Raw genomic sequence first — 19,239 nt, forward strand, 5'->3', positions numbered from 1 at the left:
GTTTATTTATTTATTTATCGCGGATTGGTAATTGTAATGGTTTTTTGTTCAATTGAATAATTAAAAGGCGTGTCGCGTTTTAGCAGGTCTAAAATGTTCTCGACACTAGATTCGCTTATTTTTATTGTACCGGTAAAATTCTGTCTGGCCAAATCAGAATTTTCATTGACAATTTCAACGTCATAAGTACGCTGAATAATTTTAGCGATTGTAGAAAATGGAGTATCCTTAAAAGCAAGTTCACCTTTTGTCCAGGCAACATAAAAGGCTGGCTCAACTTCTTTTAGGATGATTTTTTTGAATTATTCTGCCAAGTCGCCATTTGGTTTGGTTTAAGCAAAATCGAATTTGCAGGATTGACAGCTTCAGATATTTGAACGCTTCCTTCAATCAAGGTACTATTGACGGTTGGATTTTCAGGATAGGCACTCACATTAAATATTGTTCCAAGAACTTCAATATTTGTCTGATTTGCATGCACGATAAAGGGATGCATTTTGTCTTTGGCAACTTCAAAAATGCTTCTCCTGTTAAATAAACATTTCTGTTTCCGTTCATGCCAAATTGCTCGGGATAACGCAATGTTGTTCCCGAATTCAAGCTAACAACAGTACCATCTGAAAGCTGTATTTTAAAGCGTTTTCCGTACGGAACTTTTAAAGTATTGTAATTGATGTTCTCATCTTGTACTTTGCCAAAATAAACGATTTGATCTGGAAATTTTTTAGCAACTAAATCGCCTTTGTCATTTACAATTTTGCTCTGATTTTTTCCTCCAAAATATTCCAGTCGGCCGTCGCCAAGCGCAAGAACAATTTCTTTTGAAGTTTCATCTGCCTTACTAAATAAGAAAAAAGTGGTTCCAAAGCTCAAAAACACTAAAAAGATAGCGACATACTGCAGATACTGCCTGATTTTATTTTTTGCTTTGATTTGAATTACCGGAACTGAATCAATAGATAAATCTTCAGAAAGTCCAGATAAAACCCAAGCTTTCTTTGCGTTTATAAATTGTTTTTTATTTTCTTCTGATGCTTCAATCCATTCAAAAAGTGCCTGAACTTCTTGCTCTGAAGCTTCGTTAGAAAGATATTTATTTAGTACTTCCGGTGTCATATTTGCGTTTTAAAACTATTCGCTATTGTTAGTACACTTCAGAATTAAAATACCCTATCTTTTATCCTTAATTATTATAAATAAGGATAAAAATCATAAACAAATAATCCGATAATTTAGTTTTTAAAATCTTTAAAGCCTTTGTCATATGGGCTTCGACAGCTTTTAAGGTAACATCCATTTCTTCTGCGATTTCTGCATTTTTTTATTCTCGAAGCGCTTTTTTATAAAAACTTCTCTCGTTTTTGCTGGCAAATCACCAATAGATTCTTGAATAATGCGTTCTAATTCGGTTAATTCTAAAGTGTCGAACTGAATAGAATTTAAAACTTCAATATCCAGCTCTCTTTCTTTTTGGTTCAGCAGGTCATTTTTGAATTTATCCTTCACTTTGTTATGACGGATTAGATTCAGACATTTTGATTTGGAGTATGTAAATAAGAAAGCCTGAATTCCATTTATAGAATCTACGCTTTCCCTACTTTGCCATAAATGCAATAAAGCTTCCTGAGCAAGATTTTCGGCTTCATCCTGATCGTGAATAAATTGGAAGTTAAAAGATTGTATTCTTCTGAAATATTTGTCGTAGAAATACTTGAATGCAGTTTCGTCTCCATTTTTAAAAGAATGGAAAAGGTTTAGTTCATAACTGCTGGTAGTATTTATCAAAGGATATTTTATTTGGAAAACAATAGTAAATATAGGATTCAGCCTTCTGGGATTTTCTCAGAAAGCGGCAAATATAAAAGTTTATTTATATTAATTCTAAATAAAATTAAAATAAAGATTGTTTCATCAAAATTTATTCAGAATTGGTTTATTTAACCACAAAGCACGCAAAGAATTTTTATGTAATGAGCTTAATAAAAGCGCAAAGTTCGCAAAGCATTGCGTAAAAATTTTGCGAACTTTGCGTAAACCTTTGTGTGCTTGGCGGTTAAAGAATATTATAAATTACTGTAAAGCAATTGCAGTGTATGAAAATCTGAGGATCCATCGAAATACTTATGGAGTGCTTCTTGAAATACAGGTTCGGTGTTTTGAATGCTGGCAAATAGTGTCAGACAAGACTGAAGTTTTTCGTCATCAGGGTTTCCAAAAATTTCTTCTGCCGTTTTTTCTTCATTTTTTATCAATTCCGAAGTAATTTCAATAAGATGTTTTCCAAGAATTGGATGTTCTAAAAAGGCAATAGCTTCATCGGCATTTTTTATTTCATAAAATTTTGAAGTATCGCAGGAACCCAATCCTTTAATTTGTGGAAAAACAAACCACATCCAAGGAGATTCTTTTTTACCGTTTTTAATTTCAGCCAGCGCTGATAGGTAAAGCTTATTTTGTGCGTCTAAAAAACGCATTAATTCATTCTTATTGTAGGCCATTATATGCTGATTTTGTTTGGGACAATCACGAGATAAAACTACTGAAAATATGTTTAGTGGTACACTTGAAAATCACTTTTTTTACTCTTAATTTTTAAAGAAATAACAGAAATATAATTATGTAAGGCTTATCCTGTCTACGATTTAGAGATTGTTAAAAAAGATGACTTTTAGAAAACAATAATTAAAAAATGAATTTAGAGCGAAAAATCAATTTAGCAATATTATTCTTATTAAGTACTTCTTTCGTTGTGTAATAAGGAAAATTTTGATGGCATTCCTGTACTATTTTTTTTATTTTAGCAAAAGACGATAATTAACAGTTTTATTAATTATCATTTTTATTCGGCATTCATTTCAATAAAATGCCAATTTCTGCTAACGGGCATTTCGTCCAAAAATTAAAAAATATATGAAAATAGGACTAATCGGATTCGGGAAAACTGGAAAATCAGTTGCATCAGTATTGCTAGAAAACAAAAAATTCTCACTTGAATGGGTTTTAAGACAAAGCAATGTTTTAGAACACAGGTCAGTTTCTGAATTTTTAGGAATCGAATCAGAAGAACCTGGACTAATTTATTCGAGTGCAAATACAAAGGTCGAAGAATTATTAGAAAAGCATCCGGTTGATGCTATTATCGATTTTTCTTCAAATGAGGGTATTTATGCTTATGGCGAATTTGCGGCTCAGAAAAATGTAAAAATCATTTCTGCTATCTCACATTATGAGGAAAAAGAATTAACGCTACTCAAAAAATTATCTAACAAAACAACCGTTTTTTGGTCACCAAATATCACTTTAGGAGTAAATTATTTATTGTTTGCCGCAAAATTTTTAAAGAAAATTGCGCCTTGGGTTGATATTGAGGTCAATGAGGAACATTTTAAAAAGAAAATGGGGACTTCAGGAACAGCAGTAAAAATTGCAGAAGCTTTGGATATTGAAAAAGAGAATATAAATTCTGTAAGAGCAGGTGGAATAGTTGGCAAACATGAAGTTATTTTTGGATTCCCGTATCAAACCGTTCGCTTAATTCACGAATCAATTTCTAGGGAAGCTTTTGGAAATGGAGTCGTTTTTGTCGCCGAAAACTTAAAGGACAAGAAAAGAGGCCTTTATAATTTTGAAGATATTTTATCGCCTTATTTTGCTGTTTAATTGTGGTGAAGGTTTTAATCTCGTGAAGTCGCAAAGTCGCAAAGTTTTTAGTAAATAATGCTTAAATTTTATTTAACAAAAATTTGCGACTTTGCGAGAGATTTTCACATTTCATTTTCTAATACCTCTTTTTACAAAGATTTAATTGACACTTGCAGGTTTTCTAATATTCTTCCCCGTTTGATGGGTTAAATCATCGCCAAGATCTTCTCGTGCAGTTTCGGCTATTTTTTGAATCTGCTGAACGATTTCAGGATATAATTCTTGTACATCTCGTATTTCACCAGGATCGTGTGCTAAATCGTAAAGCGCCATTGGAACTTCTGCAATTGCGCCTTTGCCTCTAAAACCATCTTTTCCTGGTAAATTTTTGTTATAAGTTGTTCCCTTATGCGGAAATACTAGTTTCCAATGTTTATAGCGAATGGCTTCCAGATTATTGCTCCCAACTCCAAAATAATAATAAAAGGTATCTCGCGGACCTTTATCCGTTTTTCCAGTTAAAAGAGGAAGAAAATTTAAGCCATCAATTTTATTTTCTGGCGCCGAAGCACCTGTAATTGATGCAATTGTAGGCAGAAGATCCATATTAGTAAAAAGAGAACTGTTTACCATTCCGGCTTCAATTTTTCCGGGCCAGCGAATCAAAAACGGAACTCTTGTACCACCTTCCCAAGTTGTTGATTTTCCTTCTCTAAAACCGCCGGAAGAACCGGCATTGTCACCAAAAACAAGCCAAGGACCATTATCGCTTGTAATAATTAGAACCGTATTTTTAGAAATTCCTTCTTTTTCTAATGTTTTTAAAATTTCTCCAATAGACCAATCAATTTCCATAATAACATCGCCAAAAAGGCCTAGTTCACTTTTTCCTTTAAACTTATCTGAAACCGCTAAAGGAGCATGTGGCAAAGGATGCGTCAAGTACAAAAAGAATGGATTTTTTTATTCTTTTTGATAAAACCAACAGCTTTTTCAGTAAAAAGAGTGGTTAATTTTGAAGCTTCCTTAATATTTCGAATAGTGTCGATTACTTTGGTATTATTAATAAGAGGAAGAGGAGGAAAGCTCGAACGCATATCTTTTGGATCTGTAACTAATGAATAACCATCATAATCAATCGGCCACACATCATGTGAATACGGAATTCCATAAAACTCGTCAAAACCATAATTTGTTGGCCAGTAAGGCATTTCGTTTCCTAAATGCCATTTGCCGTAATTAGCGGTTTTATAACCCACTTTTTTAAGCATTGAAGCAATGGTTTCTTCCTTTGGATTAAGAGCGTGTTTTGCGCCCGGAAGTAATACACCAGACATTCCTATTCGGTTAGGATAACAGCCTGTAAGCAAAGCGGCTCTTGAGGCAGTACAAATAGCCTGACCAGCATTAAAATTTGTAAACCGAGTTCCTTCTTGAGCAATCTGATTAAAATGCGGCGTAGGAATTCCCGTCATTCCATAAGGTTCTGTGTCGCCATAACCCATATCATCCATATTGATGATTACGATATTTGGTTTTGAATCCGATTTCTTGTTTTGAGCGGTAATTCTAAAATTGAAAAAAGAAAGGAATAGTAAAAATAAGGCTAGACTTTTTCTCATGATTTGCATGGTAATTAATTTGGATAGTGGCATACAAATATAATTAGCAAAACGGGAAACTATTCTGCTTGAGAAAATTCTTTTTCCTAAATAAGAGGAAAATTGTTATTTCTTTAAAAGTAGTGCCTTAGTATATTCATAGTTCATTTTTGCAATAGAAAGTACCGAAATTCCCTGTGGACATTCTATTTCGCAGGCTCTCGTATCAGAACAAGCTCCAAAACCTTCTTCATCCATTTGTTTTACCATCGATAAAACTCTTTTAGAAGCTTCAATTTTTCCTTGTGGAAGCAAAGCCAAGTGCGTGACTTTTGCACCAACAAACAAAGCCGCACTCGCATTTTTGCAGGTCGCAACGCAAGCGCCACAACCAATACAGGCCGCAGCATCAAAAGAAGCTTCGGCAGTTTCATAAGATATAGGAATACTGTTTGCTTCAGGTGCCTGACCTGTTGACGCGCCAATATAGCCACCGGAAGAAATTATAGAGTCAAATGAAGAACGGTTAATTTTCAAGTCGCGCAATACGGGAAAAGCTTTTGCTCGAAAAGGTTCAATATAAATCGTGTCGCCATCTTTAAAACTTCGCATATGAAGTTGGCAGGTTGTAGTGTTTTTTAAAGGACCATGAGCTCTTCCGTTAATCATTACACCACATTGTCCGCAAATCCCTTCACGGCAGTCGTGATCAAACTCAATGACGCGTTCGCCTTGTTTAATTAAAGATTCATTCAATAAATCCAACATTTCTAGGAAAGACATATGTTCTGAAACTCCATCAATTTCATAATCTGTCATTTCTCCTTTTGATGATGCATCAAACTGCCGCCAAATTTTTAGATAAAGTTTCATAGTAATTGTTAATTATGAATTATGAATTATGAGTTATGAGTTATGAGTTATGAATTGTTAATTAATAATTTACAATTAACAATTCACCATTTATTTATAGCTTCTCACTGCGAGCTCAACTGACTCAAATGTTAATGGTTCTTTGTGAAGTTCAGGCTTGTTGTTTAATCCTTTCCATTCCCAGGCCGAAACGTAGCAGAATTCTTCGTCATTTCTAACAGCTTCTCCATCGGGAGTTTGGTATTCTTCTCTAAAATGTGCGCCACAGGATTCTTCGCGCTGTAATGCATCATAACACATTAGTTCGGCTAATTCTATATAATCGGCAATTCTTCCTGCTTTTTCCAGTTCACTGTTTAAAGTGTTATCGCCAGTAATTCTGAGATCTTTTTCAAATGAAGCTTTGAGTTCACGAATTTCGATTAAAGCTTCTTCCAGTTTTTTCTGCTTCGCGAAAGACCGCATTTTTCATACAGAAGGCGTCCAATTTTTTTATGAAAATAATCGGCAGAAAGCGATCCGTTAGTATGCAAAAAACGATCTAATTGTCTTCTTACAGCATTTTCAGCTTCCTCAAAAGCGGGATGTGAAGTATCAAATTTTGTAGCATTTAATTCACCAGCTAAATAATTCGGAATCGTATAAGGTGCTATAAAATAGCCATCTACACAAGCCTGCGGCAATGAGTTTGCGCCCAGACGATTTGCGCCATGATCGGCAAAATTGGCTTCGCCTAAAGCAAATAAACCAGGAATTGTGGTCATTAATTCATAATCAACCCAAAGGCCACCCATTGTGAAATGTGCAGAAGGAGAAATAAGCATAGGTTCTTTGTAGGCGTTTATTCCGGTAATCTTTTCATACATGGCAAAAAGATTGCTGTATTTGGCTTCTATTTTATCTTTTCCTTGTGCTTTGATGGCATCAGAAAAATCTAAATAAATAGCATTTTTCATTGGGCCAACGCCATGTCCGGCATCAATTCTTTCTTTTGCGGCTCTTGACGAAATATCTCGCGGAGCCAAATTTCCAAATGACGGATATTTGCGTTCTAAATAATAATCGCGTTCTTCTTCGGGAATTGCATTGGCATTTCTGTCATCATTTGCAGTTTTCGGAACCCAGATGCGCCCGTCATTTCGAAGCGATTCCGACATTAGAGTTAATTTAGACTGATTTTCACCGTGTTGTGGCAGAGAAGTAGGATGAAATTGAATCCAGCTCACACCGGCCATATAAGCGCCTTTTTTGTGCGCCCTCCACACGGCAGAACTATTGCAACCCATTGCCAAAGTGGAGAGATAATATACTTTTCCGTAGCCACCAGAAGCGAGAACAACAGCATCGGCGGCATGACGTTCTAATTTTCCAGTTTCAAGATTTCTTGCAATAATGCCTTTTGCTTTTCCATCAATGATAACTAATTCCAGCATTTCGTGTCGTGTATGTAAATCTACTTTTCCAAGCGAAACCTGTCGAAGAAGGCCTTGATAAGCTCCTAGCAAAAGCTGTTGTCCCGTTTGTCCGCGTGCATAAAAAGTTCTTGAAACCTGAACGCCACCAAAAGATCGATTATTCAGATAACCTGCATATTCTCTTGCAAAAGGCACGCCTTGAGCTACAGCGTGATCTATTAAAGCTACAGAACATTCTGCCAAGCGATATACATTGGCTTCGCGAGATCTGAAATCACCACCTTTTATGGTGTCATAAAACATTCTAAAAGTACTGTCGCCGTCATTTTTGTAGTTTTTGGCGGCATTTACACCTCCCTGTGCTTGCCACAGAATGCGCTCTTCTGGCAGAATCTTGAAAACAGAAAGATTTGATATTATAGCCTTGTTCTGCCAATGAAGCCGCGCAAGAAGCGCCAGCTAGTCCGGTTCCTACCACGATAACAGTTAGTTTTTTTCTGTTGGCAGGGTTCACAAGTTTGGCTTTAGCTTTGTAATTACTCCATTTATCGGCAAGAGGTCCTTCGGGTATTTTTGATTCCATTCTTTCAGCTGTTTAAAATAATTGAGACAAAATTTTAAAGAAATCGAAATTGTAAGGGCACTCTAATTTACTATAAATTATTTAATTACGAATAATTTGTCAAAATTTAAACTTCATTTTATAAAGTGTTTTTTATGGCCGAAATAAAAAAACAAACCCACAAAACCTTTTTTTGGGGTTATGCGGGTTTATAATTATTTTCTAAAATTTATTGCTTGCAGATTGGTATCGCTTTGCTGGTTTCATTTGTTTTGATGAAATAAATTCCTGCGAGCATGTTCAGAGATCGAAATCAGATTTCCTTTGCCTTGTTTGATTTTAGTTCCCAAAACAGAAAATACTGTCCATTCCACTTCTTTAGATAAATGAAAAATTCCTTTAGACGGATTTGGAAAAACGATGATTTTATTTGATGCTTCATCTGGATTTTCTACACCAAGATGGCAATCATGAACCATATAGGAAACATCTTTAGTATTGCTTCCGCCAGAATTAGTTACAGTCAAAGAAACTTCTTTATCACCTTCTGTACTGTAAATAACAGAATGCGGACCAATTCCTGTTGCTGTCGCAGGCTGTGCATTTACGCCAAAATTCCAAGTATAAGTATCTACAGTACCGACAGAAACAGAAGTAAAAGTGACAGCAGTATTTGTACAACCCATTTGAGGTGTAAACTCAAAATCGGCAGTAGGAGCCGCAGTACCCGCTATGAGAATAAATTCCATTTTATTGACGTTGATGTCGTTTTCATCAAAATACAAAGTAATAACGTGATCGCCCTGCGTTAATGTAATATTTGGAATAGCGACAGTCTGCCAAGCCTGAAAACCTCCCGTATTTGGAATGTTCACAACACCCGTTACATTTGTGCCATCAACTTCCAAATGTAATTTTCGGGTATTGTAAGGTGTTGAGATTCTTAAATTAATAGTATAAGTTCCGGTAGTATTTACTCTTGCGGTATATTTCAGCCATTCATCTTTAGCTACATAAGCCAGATTAAATCCGCCTTCATTACAAACTTCTGTTCCAACGCCGTCACCAGCTCTGTATGCAGTATCTCCACCGCCATTTTTATCTAGAAAAGCATTAGGACCAACATCATAATTTTCGGCTTCAATAATACCGGGAATCTGAGCCACTACTCCCTGATAAGGTGCATTTTGAAGCTCAGTTGCTGTATAAAAAGCGGTATAAGTTATTGTTCCTGTTGCCGGAGCTTTAAAAGTTTGATTGGCTGTTCCGCCCTGACTCCAGTGATCAAAGTCATAACGGATATTTCCAATATATTGCGGAGTTGGCGCATTTAAAGTCTGTAAAGCCGCGTTTGCCACAACTTGTTTTGTTGAAGGCGCTGTAACTGTTTTTTGATTAAATTCTAAATTAAGTGGTACAGGCGAAGAAGTCGCTGTAACATCAACCAGATTAGGTTTGATATCAACAAAAGCCGTAGCTGTTAAACCATTGCTATCTGTTACTTTTACCGTAAAACGATACCAGACATTTGGTGTTTTTTCGCCTTGATTTGATGCTGTAAAATTTCCAGATTTTACGCCTTGCGGACTTGCGCCTGGGTGCGAATGTCCGGCTCCCGGAATATCTTCATGAAAAAGATCTATACTCCATGAAAAAGCGCTTGCAGGTAATGTGCCGTCTTCAATATCTGATGCCGTTGCTTCAAAATAGACAATATCTTCAGCATTCCATTTTAAAGAAGGCAAAGGAGAAACTATCGAAACTGTTGGTGCATTCGTAAAAGGAGTTACTGTCAAAACTGCATTATTGCTGATTACATTTCCGGCGGTATTTGTCACAATAACGCGATAATTTCCTGTATTTGCGGCAGTAACATTTGGAATTGTATAACTAGCGGCAGTTGCACCGTTAATATTCGCATTGTTATACTGCCATTGATAAGTAAGTCCAACACCACTGGCAGAAACTGTAAATGTTACAGGTTTTGTTTCCATTATGGATTGAGAAAGTGGATGATTTACAATAGTAGGAGCGAGCAATTGCAATGTAATCAAGTTTAATAAGCGCGCCATTGTTTCCGTATGCGCAATAATAAATATAGCCGTCATTGCCCAGCATCATTCCGAGAGCCTGCTGTTGTGGAGCCGAATAAAATTCTGTAGAAACGGGATCAGTGATGTTTGGGTCAAAAGAGCGTATGGCATTTCGAACAAAATCCTTAATAATAAATTTGCCCTCAAGATTAGGATAACGTGGTGTATCCGGATTATATAATACACCATTGGTCAACGCATTACCAATTGTTCCTGTTCCGTAGGTGAATATCGGATTGGTAAATAAATTGGTTTCTGTCTGCTTTCCGTCACCTCCTTGTGGATGTCCCCAGGCATAATTGCGAATGGCAGGATTGCTGATTTCGTTTATTTCTTCCCAGGAAGTTCCCACATCCAAAACAAATAATTTATTGGCTTTTATATTCGGAACCAGTCTCCAAGGATTTCTAAAACCATATACCCAGATGCTTTGTCTTTGTAAAGAACCGCTTCCATAAAATGGATTTCCAGGTGCAGGCTGTCCATTTTCTGTAAGTCTGAGGATTTTTCCTTTGTATGTGTCCAAATCCTGAGAATTGGTATTCTGCTGGCTGTCACCAACAGTTACATAAAGAAAACCGTTAAAGAATTTTAAGTCACCTCCGTTATGGAAACCACCGCCAATAGGTTCTAAAAGTAAAATTTCCTGTCTGTTGACCACCTGATTGGCATTATCGATTTTAATTCTTTCAATACGATGTCTGATGACAGTTCCGTCATTGATTGAATAAAAAACATAAATATAACCGTTTGTGGCGAAATCTGGATGCAAAGTCAAACCAAGTAGACCTTGCTCATTGTCTGTAACGGTATTTACGGTAAAAACGGTAGAAACAGCATTGTTCTGAAAAACTTTTACAATACCGCCTCTTTCTGCTATGAAAATTCTTCCATCAGAAGATTGTTCCAACGAAAGTCCTTCTTTGATAACTGCTGTAGGAGCAAGATTTTGTGTAATGTACTGACTGTAGGATTTTGAGGTCATCAATAAAATGAAAACACAAAATAAATGCAGTAATTGTCGCCTTTTTTTAATTCGGACCTGTAAGTTTTTTTCATAAGTATTTAATAGGATTAATAAATTTGGGTAACCAAATTTAATCTTTTTCCTCTTAATTACTTATTTAACAATTACTTATTTGCCAATGATTTCTTTTCGATGTAAAGTTCCCCATTCGTTTAAGGCTCCAATAACATTATATAAAGTATGGCTATGCTCAGTTCTTGCATATTCAACAGTTGGCGGAAAAGTATCATAAACCGTTCTAGTAACCAGTTTATTCATTTCTAAATCTTTGAGCTCTTTAGAAAGCATTTTATCTGTAATTCCGTTTATATCTTTAGAAATCTCTTTGAATCGTTTTGGTCGGTTTGATAATGCAATCAAAATAGGCAATTTCCATCTGCCGCTTAAAACTTCTAATGCATCTCTTACGGGTAATAATGCGGCAAGACATTCTTCTGGTTCACAACCCATTTCTTTTGTTATTTCGGCTTTTGTTTTCATACGTATTGCTTTACTATCCTCAATGATAGCGCTATCCTCGAGGATAGTACTATAAAATGTATAGCAAATGTAGATAAGTTTGTATTGTAAAACAAACAATATAAATTATGAGCCAAAAAATTCTACGCATAATTACTAGTACCAACGGAGATACTTCGTTTAGTAATCAATTATCGAATGCCGTTATTGAAAAATTAACTGCATCAAATCCTGAAACTGAAGTTCAGACACTGGATCTTACTAAAACACCTTTGCCTTATTTGACGGGTTCGCATATTAATGCCGTTTATACGCCTGAAGATGCGCATTCGCCAGAACAAACTGAAACATTGAAATATTCTGATGCGGCAATAAAAACGTTATTAGAATCAGATGTTATTGTAATTGGAGTGCCTTTGTACAATTTCGGAATTCCAGCAGTTTTAAAAGGATGGATTGACCAAATTGCCAGAGCAGGAAAGACTTTTAGTTATAGTGCCGAAGGGCCAAAAGGATTGGTTACAGATAAAAAAGTATATTTATCAATTGCTTCTGGAGCCATATTTTCTGAAGGACCATATAAAAGTTATGATTTCTCAGAATCGTATTTGCGCACCGTATTTGGTTTTTTAGGCATGACAGATGTTACGACTTTCCGTGTTGAAGGAACAGCAATTCCTGATTTTGCCGAAAATGCTTTGCCAAAAGCTTTGTCTTCTGTTGAAGAATTTGCTTTTTAAGAAAATCAAAAAATCTGCCAAATCTGCGTGAAAAAATTACTCCCGCAGATTTAGCAGATTTATCAGATTTTATAAAATAAACCCGACAGGTTTTTAAAACCTGTCGGGTTTGCCAACGAAAATAGGATTTATAATATCGATTTTTGGATTATTTCTCAATAATCATTGTAACGCCTTGTCCGCCAGCGGCGCAAATGGATATAAAACCTCTTCCTGAACCTTTTTCATTCAGAAGTTTAGCCATTACCCCAATAATTCGGCCTCCGGTTGCGAGCAAAAGGATGTGCCGCTGCAAGACTGCTTCCTTTTACATTCAGCTTTTCTCTGTCGATTGCGCCAAGCGTTTTGTTTAAGCCAATTTCGGCACTTAATTCTGGACTTTCCCAAATTTTTAAAGTTGCCAAAGTCTGCGCAAGAAAAGCTTCATGAATTTCATAATAATCAAAATCCTGGAGATTCAAATTTGCTTTTTCCAACATTCTTGAAGCCGCAAACAAAGGCGCTAATAACAGATTTTGTTGCTTTTTGACATATTCTATTGCGGCAATTTCAGCAAATGTTATATAAGCTAAAACAGGAAGTCCTTGCTCTTTTGCCCATTCTTCGCTGGCTAAAAGTATGCATGAAGCTCCGTCTGTCAGCGGAGTTGAATTTCCTGCGGTTAATGTTCCATTTGTTTTATCAAAAGCAGGTTTCAGGCTTCTCAGTTTTTCAATTGTACTGTCTTTTCTTAAATTGTTGTCTTTATCAAGTCCGTTGAAAGGCGTAATCATATCATCAAAAAAGCCTTCGTCATAGGCCTTTGCCATTTTCAAATGGCTATTCAATGCAAATTGATCTTGATCTTCTCTCGATATTTTATAATATTTTGCTGTGATTTCAGTATGTCCGCCCATCGAAAGTCCGGTTTGGGATTCTTCATTTCGAGGAACCAAAGGCGATAAATCTTTCGGGCGAATTTTTAGAAAACTCTTGATTCTTCCACTTAATGATTTTGCTTGTCTGGCTTCTAATAAAATCTTTCTCAAATTTTCACTCACCGACATCGGAATATCGCTGATGGAATCAACACCGCCTGCAATTCCGCAATCAATTTGTCCAAGTGCAATTTTATTGGCAATATAAACGGCGCTTTCGATTCCGGTGTCGCAAGCCTGTTGCAAATCGCAGGCTGGAGTTGCAGGATTGAGCGACGTTTTCATTACGCATTCTCTAATTAAATTGTTGTCGTAGGTATGTTTGACAACAGCGCCTCCGGCCACTTCGCCTAATAACTGTCCTTTTAAATTGTATTTATCGATAAGTCCGTTTAACGCCGCAGTCATCATTTCTTGATTTCCAACATTTGAATATGCAGTATTTGCTCGTGCAAACGGAATTCGGTTGTAGCCAACAATGGCGACTTTTCTAATTGTTGAGGTATTGTTCATCTTAAAACTAGATTTGTTTTGAAGATTAAAGATAGGTAGAAAATGTTATAATTAGATAATTTAGAAAATGTGCCAATTAGGAAATTTGAAAAATAATGTTATTCTAGTTTAAGATCATAACGTTCATCTCTAAAAGTTTTTCCCCATTGAGTGACTTCTACAGATTCTGTAAGTGTAAATCCTGCTTTTTTATACATTTCCAAAGCGGTATCTTGCATGCTTGTAGTAAGCAGAAAAACATTTTTAAATTTCTTCTCTCTGCAAAAATCTACGGCATCAGTTAGAAGTTTTTTCCAATTCCCAATCCTCTAAAAGTTGGATCTAGTAGAAACCATCTTAATTGTGCTTCATTGTTTGTTTGATGCTGAATTGCAATGCAACCTACAATTTTATTGTTGTATTCAGCCATCCAAATGCGGTCATTTTCTGCCGAATATGTTTCTAAGAAATTATAAAAAGTTTTGATAACGTATTTTTCAAATTCGTTCGAAAAATTAGATTCGTTTCCGTAAATAAATCCATGCAGATAAATAATATAACCAATATCGCCTGGATTAATTTCGTGGCGATAGGTAATGTCGCTTCTAACAGGTTTATTTTCAGATAACAGGTTTTTTATAGTATGCATCGAATTGAGCAAATTCTCTTTTTCAAAGAAATTCAGATTTTCAATTTTATGTTCAATCTGTTTTTCTACTTTACTATTTAAGGATTGAAGTAATTTCTTTCCCGAATTACTGAGTGCAATATTAAAAGCACGTTTGTCTTCTGATGAAGCAACTTTTAAAATGATGTTTTCTTTTAAAAAGCGTTTTATAATTCGGCTTACGTATCCTTTATCTAAATTCAGAATTTCGGTAATTGTTTGTGCCGTAATAGTTTTGCTTTCACTGATTTCGTACAGAATTCGGACTTCTGTAAGTGAATAATCACTATCAAGATAATGTTGGCTTAATATGTCTAAATGTGCGGTATAAAAGCGATTAAAACTTCTAATTTTTGAAGTTGTTGTGTTCATAAATTTGAAATATTGTATTGAATAATGCAAATATATGAAATTAGTTGCTTTTGTCAACTAAATATTTTGTTTTAACACAAAATGATATCCGATGTGGAGACGCATTGAAATGCGTCTCTACAGTATAAAATGAGGATTATTACATATCAACACAAAGTATATCGTAGAGACGCACTGCTGTGCGTCTTCGCAACGTATAACAGAGCGCATTTTGAAAAAGGATTTACACAAACCAATAATTATCTAATTATCAAATTGACACATTATCTAATTTATTTATTCATCGCAATATAATCTGAAGGCGACATTGAAAAATGCTTTTGAAAATTTCTTCCAAAGCTCGTCTGCGACTTATAACCCACCATTTCGGCGATTTCATACATTTTGTAATTTTCGTTCAAAAGCAATTCTGCGGCGCGTTTTAGACGAACAAGATTAATCAGCTCATTCGGACTCAAATTAGATAAATCTTTGATTTTTCGATACAGAGTAGAGCGACTCATATTCATGATTTCGGCCAGAGATTCTACGCTTAAATCGGGATCTGTAATGTTTTTAAGGATTTCGTCGTCCAGTTTTTTAAGGAATTTTTCATCTGTTTTATTGTGCGCGATGCTTTTGATATGCGAAAGCGGTGAACTTGCATAATAATTCATAATCTGCTTTCTGTTTTCAATCAGATTATTGGCTTGAACTTTTAAATAATCCATCGAAAAAGGTTTAGCCACATAAGCATCTGCGCCAACTTCTAGACCATCAATCTGCGATTTCAGCGAGTTTTTGGCCGTCAATAAAATGACCGGAATATGACTCGTTTCAAGATTTGTTTTAATCTCTTTACACATCGTAATTCCGTCCATAATTGGCATGGAAACATCGCTTATTACAAGCTGAATGTTTTGATTATGAATTATTTTCAATGCTTTTTCGCCATCTTCAGCTTTTAAAATGGTATATGTTGAAGCCAATTCTGAAGTAATGAAATTTAAAAGATCAAGATTATCTTCTACAACCAAAATTTGAGGTTTTTCAAGTTTTGTTTCCAATTCTGTTTTTTCAAAATCAGCCTCATTTGCTTCTTTTTCGGTTTCCGTATAAAGCATGAATTCTTCTTCTTGATGCAATGGCACAACAAGTTCGAAAATATTTAATTTAGGATCAGCAATCAATTGCAGATTGCCGTTGTGAAGCTGTGTAAGCGAATGTGCAAGCGAAAGCCCAATTCCGGTTCCCGAAGTATTATCCATATTGTCGACTCTGAAAAAGGGTTCGAAAATCTTGTCTTTCAGTTGAAACGGAATCAGATTTCCATCATTTTTGACAATTAAAGTTAGTTTTTTATCATCTCTAAAAAGCGAAATGGAAACTTTTTCTTTGGAATATTTTATAGCATTACTAATTAAATTGCTTAGGATTTTTTTGAAAGCTTCCTTATCCACAAAAGCAAAAATGTCTTTTTCGCCTAATTCTAATTCAAAATCAATCTCTTTCTCTTCAATTAATGGCGTAAATCTTAAATGTAGATTTCGTACAATCGACGAAATATTCGCTTCAACAAAAGTAAGTTTAAGCCCTCCGATTTCAGATTTTCTAAAATCCAGCAATTCGTTTACCAATTTTAATAAACGCGAAGTATTTTTCTTCATTATAGAAAGATTCTGAGGCACTTCTGGCGATTGGTATTCCATGATCAGCAATTTTTCCAAAGGGCCTTTAATAAGCGTTAAAGGCGTTCTGATTTCGTGTGCAACATTGGTAAAAAAATCAATTTTTGCCTGATAGATTTCTTTCTCTTTTTCGTCGTTCAGATGTTTTATTTTGCGGTTATTCTTAATCTGCGTTAGATTTTGAGAATAACGAATGATATAGTAAAACGAACCACAAATCAGCAGAAAATAGAAAAAATAAGCATAAGAACTTGCCCAGAATGGAGGCAGAATTCTAATTTTTAATTCAACTTCTTTACTCCAAACGCCAAAACTATTTAATGATTTTACTTTGAAAATATAATCACCAGGCGCCAGTTCAGTAAAGAAAACTTTATTGTTTCTGCCCAAATAGACCCAGTCATTATTGACATTTTCCAATTTGTACCAATATTCTGTAAGTTCTGGCGCAGTGTAATTCAAAGACGCAAATTCTAGATTGAATGACGATTGATTATTGTTGAGTTCTAATTCGTCTAAATGTGAAATAGATTGTTTTATTGGCGAATCATTTTCATTGGCATCAATATCTTTATTGTTGATTTGCAGATTGGTAATAAAAATAGAAGGCGTGTATTTGTTTTTGGTGAAATTTTTTGGGTTGAAGCTAATCATTCCGTTCAGGTTTCCAAAATACATATCGCCATTTGTGTCCATAAAAGCAGATGCATAATTGAATTGATCGCTTAATAATCCGTTTGCGGTCGTATAAATTTTTATGCTTTGGTGATCAGGGCCAAATTTCACCAAACCTTTTGATGTTGTAAGCCATAAATTGTTGCTTTTATCTTCTAATATTGAATAAACAACATTGCTCGGGAATCCATCTTTAGTTGTGAATTTCTTAAACGTTCTGCTTTTTTATCAAATAAATTCAGGCCGTTTTCAGTCGCAAACCAAAGATTTTTTGAACTGTCTTCAAAAATGTGATTTATAGAATTATTGCTGATTCCATTTTGGTTCTTATAATCATAGGTAAAAACTTCTTTTTTCGCGTTTTTGGATTGTAGTAAAACAAGCCGTCGCGATAACTTCCGGCCCAGCAATTTCCGTCGTGATCTTCTTTGTAAGTTGTATAATGGGTTGTTTCGGGGAAATTTTTTAAAATGTCAAAATTATCTTCCAGTTCATCATAACGATATAAGCCCATTGTTGTAATCACAATCAGTTCTTTCTTTTTAGTTTCATAAAAAGAAAAAATAAAATTACTGTGCAGTCCAGAAGCCGGATTATTGGCACTGTAATGTTTTATGACAGCTCCAGAATTTCGGTCCAAAACATCTAGACCATGTTCAAATGTTCCGACCCAAATTTTATCTTTTCGAGGCATTAAAGCGTGAATATTGTAATACGAAACAGGATAAGAAGTAAATTGCTGTGTTTTCGGATTGAAACGATTTACGCCTGCATCTTCAGTTCCAATCCATAAATCGCCATAATCATCTTTATGAATTTCTCTGACTGCACTTCCGCTGATGGAATTTTGATTTTTCTGCGGAAAATATTTTTTGAATTGTGTATATTGTTTTTGATGATAATTAATTCCGCCGAAATAAGTTCCAATCCAGATTCCGTTTTCTTTATCAATGGTAATAGAGTAGGCCGCATTATCTGAAATGGCGTATGGATCGTTGTAATTTTTTTCAGATTAATGCTCGTTTTTGTTTTCAAATCATAAACATAAACACTAGATTCGCTCGCAATCCAGATTTCGTCGTTTCCTCTCTTTTTAAATTGACGCACAAAAACGGGCTCTTTTCCTGAAAATTGCAAAACTGAAGTCGTTTTATCTTTTACATTATAAACCAAAACTCCATGATCTTGCGTACCAATCAGAATGTTGTTTTTATTTAAAGCGTAGACAACCGTAATTCTGAAATTGGCTTTATCAGCTGGCGGATTTATGTTCATGCTTTCAAACGAAAGACTTTCCTCTGAATAATGATATAATTTATTTAAAGAAGAAGCCCAGATTTCGCCATTTTCATCACGGCAAATAGAAGTTGTAACAAAATATTTATTCGGATTAAAAGTTTTAGTTTCTTTTTTGCTCGGCGAATATTTATAAAGGATATTTCCAGAAACAAACCAAATATTTCCCTTTTTATCATGATTGATATCGTTGATACGATCATTTATGGCTTCATTCAAGACTGTAAAATGATCTGTTTTTTTATTGTATTGATACAAACCTTTGTCAGTTCCTACCCAAATAATGCCGTTAAAAGCATGAATTGATTGTATGTAGTTGCTTCCGAGGCTGTTAATTGGGTCAGATTGGCTTCTGTAAGTTTTAAAACGATAGCCGTCAAATCTGTTCAGTCCATCTTTCGTTCCAAACCACATAAAACCATCTTCATCTTGAGTTGATGTAATTACCGTGTTGTTAGACAATCCTTCTTCAACTTGAAAATGTTTAAAATAATATTCCTGAGCCTGAATAAAATTTATAGAAAAAAGTAATAAAAATGTAAAAAGAAAGAATTTACGCATTGTTATGTTTTTTTATAAAAAAATAAATTTCTTCAAATCGTCTCAATATTCTACCAAATGTTGCAAGCCTCGTATTTTCTGACCTTTTTTCTACAATTTGAATCATTTGAGAGAGATATTGACACAAATGAAGCATTTTATTTTGAATTAAAATCATCTACTTTGAATTTTCAAATAAAC

Annotated in this window: 16 protein-coding genes and 5 pseudogenes; 2 read left to right on the plus strand and 19 right to left on the minus strand. The window is 35.0% G+C overall.

All coding sequences use genetic code 11. From position 1 onward, the window contains the following. Window positions 1-14 precede the first annotated feature (14 nt). The 5 genes from ACQ9BO_RS13860 to ACQ9BO_RS13880 form a co-directional block, all read right to left on the minus strand. Window positions 15-293, minus strand: a complete 279-nt coding sequence (locus ACQ9BO_RS13860; protein WP_431245120.1) for a FecR domain-containing protein — start codon at window positions 291-293, stop codon at window positions 15-17. Continuing rightward, the gene (locus tag ACQ9BO_RS13865) at window positions 284-496 is read right to left on the minus strand and encodes a hypothetical protein (protein WP_431241198.1); all 213 of its coding nucleotides are present in this window, start codon (window positions 494-496) and stop codon (window positions 284-286) included. Before ACQ9BO_RS13865 ends, ACQ9BO_RS13860 begins: the two co-directional genes overlap by 10 nt. Continuing rightward, complete coding sequence (locus ACQ9BO_RS13870; protein ID WP_431241199.1) at window positions 430-1,116, minus strand: hypothetical protein; 687 nt, start codon at window positions 1,114-1,116, stop codon at window positions 430-432. Before ACQ9BO_RS13870 ends, ACQ9BO_RS13865 begins: the two co-directional genes overlap by 67 nt. A gap of 165 nt (window positions 1,117-1,281) precedes the next feature. Beyond that, window positions 1,282-1,785 (minus strand): sigma factor, encoded by a 504-nt coding sequence (locus tag ACQ9BO_RS13875; RefSeq protein ID WP_431241200.1) that lies wholly within the window; start codon window positions 1,783-1,785, stop codon window positions 1,282-1,284. A gap of 278 nt (window positions 1,786-2,063) precedes the next feature. Further along, window positions 2,064-2,498, minus strand: a complete 435-nt coding sequence (locus ACQ9BO_RS13880; RefSeq protein WP_431241201.1) for a DUF1810 domain-containing protein — start codon at window positions 2,496-2,498, stop codon at window positions 2,064-2,066. A gap of 412 nt (window positions 2,499-2,910) precedes the next feature. Between ACQ9BO_RS13880 and ACQ9BO_RS13885 the strand changes: the two genes are divergently transcribed. Then, on the plus strand, window positions 2,911-3,660 hold the full coding sequence (locus ACQ9BO_RS13885) for a 4-hydroxy-tetrahydrodipicolinate reductase (RefSeq protein ID WP_431241202.1): 750 nt from the start codon (window positions 2,911-2,913) through the stop codon (window positions 3,658-3,660). A gap of 141 nt (window positions 3,661-3,801) precedes the next feature. On the opposite strand, the gene ACQ9BO_RS13890 is transcribed toward ACQ9BO_RS13885, so the two are convergent. The 7 genes and pseudogenes from ACQ9BO_RS13890 to ACQ9BO_RS13920 form a co-directional block, all read right to left on the minus strand. Next, window positions 3,802-4,590: a sulfatase-like hydrolase/transferase gene (locus tag ACQ9BO_RS13890; RefSeq protein ID WP_431241203.1), complete on the minus strand. Its 789-nt coding sequence runs from the start codon at window positions 4,588-4,590 to the stop codon at window positions 3,802-3,804. Continuing rightward, window positions 4,581-5,264 (minus strand): sulfatase-like hydrolase/transferase, encoded by a 684-nt coding sequence (locus ACQ9BO_RS13895; protein ID WP_431241204.1) that lies wholly within the window; start codon window positions 5,262-5,264, stop codon window positions 4,581-4,583. The genes ACQ9BO_RS13890 and ACQ9BO_RS13895 overlap by 10 nt, the downstream gene beginning before the upstream one ends. A gap of 105 nt (window positions 5,265-5,369) precedes the next feature. Beyond that, on the minus strand, window positions 5,370-6,116 hold the full coding sequence (locus tag ACQ9BO_RS13900) for a succinate dehydrogenase/fumarate reductase iron-sulfur subunit (RefSeq protein ID WP_431241205.1): 747 nt from the start codon (window positions 6,114-6,116) through the stop codon (window positions 5,370-5,372). A 90-nt stretch (window positions 6,117-6,206) separates the two neighbouring features. Further along, window positions 6,207-8,114: pseudogene (locus tag ACQ9BO_RS13905) on the minus strand (fumarate reductase/succinate dehydrogenase flavoprotein subunit). Between the two features lie 242 nt (window positions 8,115-8,356). Further along, window positions 8,357-10,132, minus strand: a complete 1,776-nt coding sequence (locus ACQ9BO_RS13910; protein WP_431241206.1) for a carbohydrate-binding protein — start codon at window positions 10,130-10,132, stop codon at window positions 8,357-8,359. Further along, complete coding sequence (locus ACQ9BO_RS13915) at window positions 10,017-11,171, minus strand: PQQ-dependent sugar dehydrogenase (protein WP_431241207.1); 1,155 nt, start codon at window positions 11,169-11,171, stop codon at window positions 10,017-10,019. The genes ACQ9BO_RS13910 and ACQ9BO_RS13915 overlap by 116 nt, the downstream gene beginning before the upstream one ends. 150 nt (window positions 11,172-11,321) lie before the next feature. After that, window positions 11,322-11,693 carry a winged helix-turn-helix transcriptional regulator gene (locus ACQ9BO_RS13920; protein ID WP_320567172.1) on the minus strand — a complete coding sequence of 124 codons (372 nt, stop codon included), beginning with the start codon at window positions 11,691-11,693 and terminating at the stop codon, window positions 11,322-11,324. A 107-nt stretch (window positions 11,694-11,800) separates the two neighbouring features. Here ACQ9BO_RS13920 and ACQ9BO_RS13925 point away from each other — a divergent pair, with 107 nt between their 5' ends. Further along, a complete protein-coding gene (locus ACQ9BO_RS13925) occupies window positions 11,801-12,412 on the plus strand; it encodes an FMN-dependent NADH-azoreductase (RefSeq protein ID WP_431241208.1) in 612 nt (203 codons plus the stop codon). 148 nt (window positions 12,413-12,560) lie between these two features. Here ACQ9BO_RS13925 and ACQ9BO_RS13930 read toward each other — a convergent pair. From ACQ9BO_RS13930 to ACQ9BO_RS13960, 7 genes and pseudogenes are all read right to left on the minus strand, one after another. After that, window positions 12,561-13,842, minus strand: a pseudogene (locus tag ACQ9BO_RS13930) (acetyl-CoA C-acetyltransferase). A gap of 280 nt (window positions 13,843-14,122) precedes the next feature. Then, a complete protein-coding gene (locus ACQ9BO_RS13935; protein WP_431241209.1) occupies window positions 14,123-14,860 on the minus strand; it encodes a bifunctional helix-turn-helix transcriptional regulator/GNAT family N-acetyltransferase in 738 nt (245 codons plus the stop codon). 272 nt (window positions 14,861-15,132) lie between these two features. Next, a complete protein-coding gene (locus ACQ9BO_RS13940; RefSeq protein ID WP_431241210.1) occupies window positions 15,133-17,313 on the minus strand; it encodes a hybrid sensor histidine kinase/response regulator transcription factor in 2,181 nt (726 codons plus the stop codon). 15 nt (window positions 17,314-17,328) lie between these two features. Beyond that, window positions 17,329-17,385, minus strand: a pseudogene (locus ACQ9BO_RS13945) (two-component regulator propeller domain-containing protein); the annotation flags it as partial. 112 nt (window positions 17,386-17,497) lie between these two features. Beyond that, on the minus strand, window positions 17,498-17,896 hold the full coding sequence (locus tag ACQ9BO_RS13950) for a hypothetical protein (RefSeq protein WP_431245227.1): 399 nt from the start codon (window positions 17,894-17,896) through the stop codon (window positions 17,498-17,500). 108 nt (window positions 17,897-18,004) lie between these two features. Next, window positions 18,005-18,184 (minus strand): annotated as a pseudogene (locus tag ACQ9BO_RS13955) (two-component regulator propeller domain-containing protein); the annotation flags it as partial. A gap of 716 nt (window positions 18,185-18,900) precedes the next feature. Continuing rightward, a pseudogene (locus tag ACQ9BO_RS13960) lies at window positions 18,901-19,059 on the minus strand (hypothetical protein); the annotation flags it as partial. Between the last annotated feature and the right edge of the window lie 180 nt (window positions 19,060-19,239).

The sequence above is a fragment of the Flavobacterium sp. P21 genome (assembly GCF_050632225.1).
In the GTDB taxonomy this organism is placed as follows: Bacteria; Bacteroidota; Bacteroidia; order Flavobacteriales; family Flavobacteriaceae; genus Flavobacterium.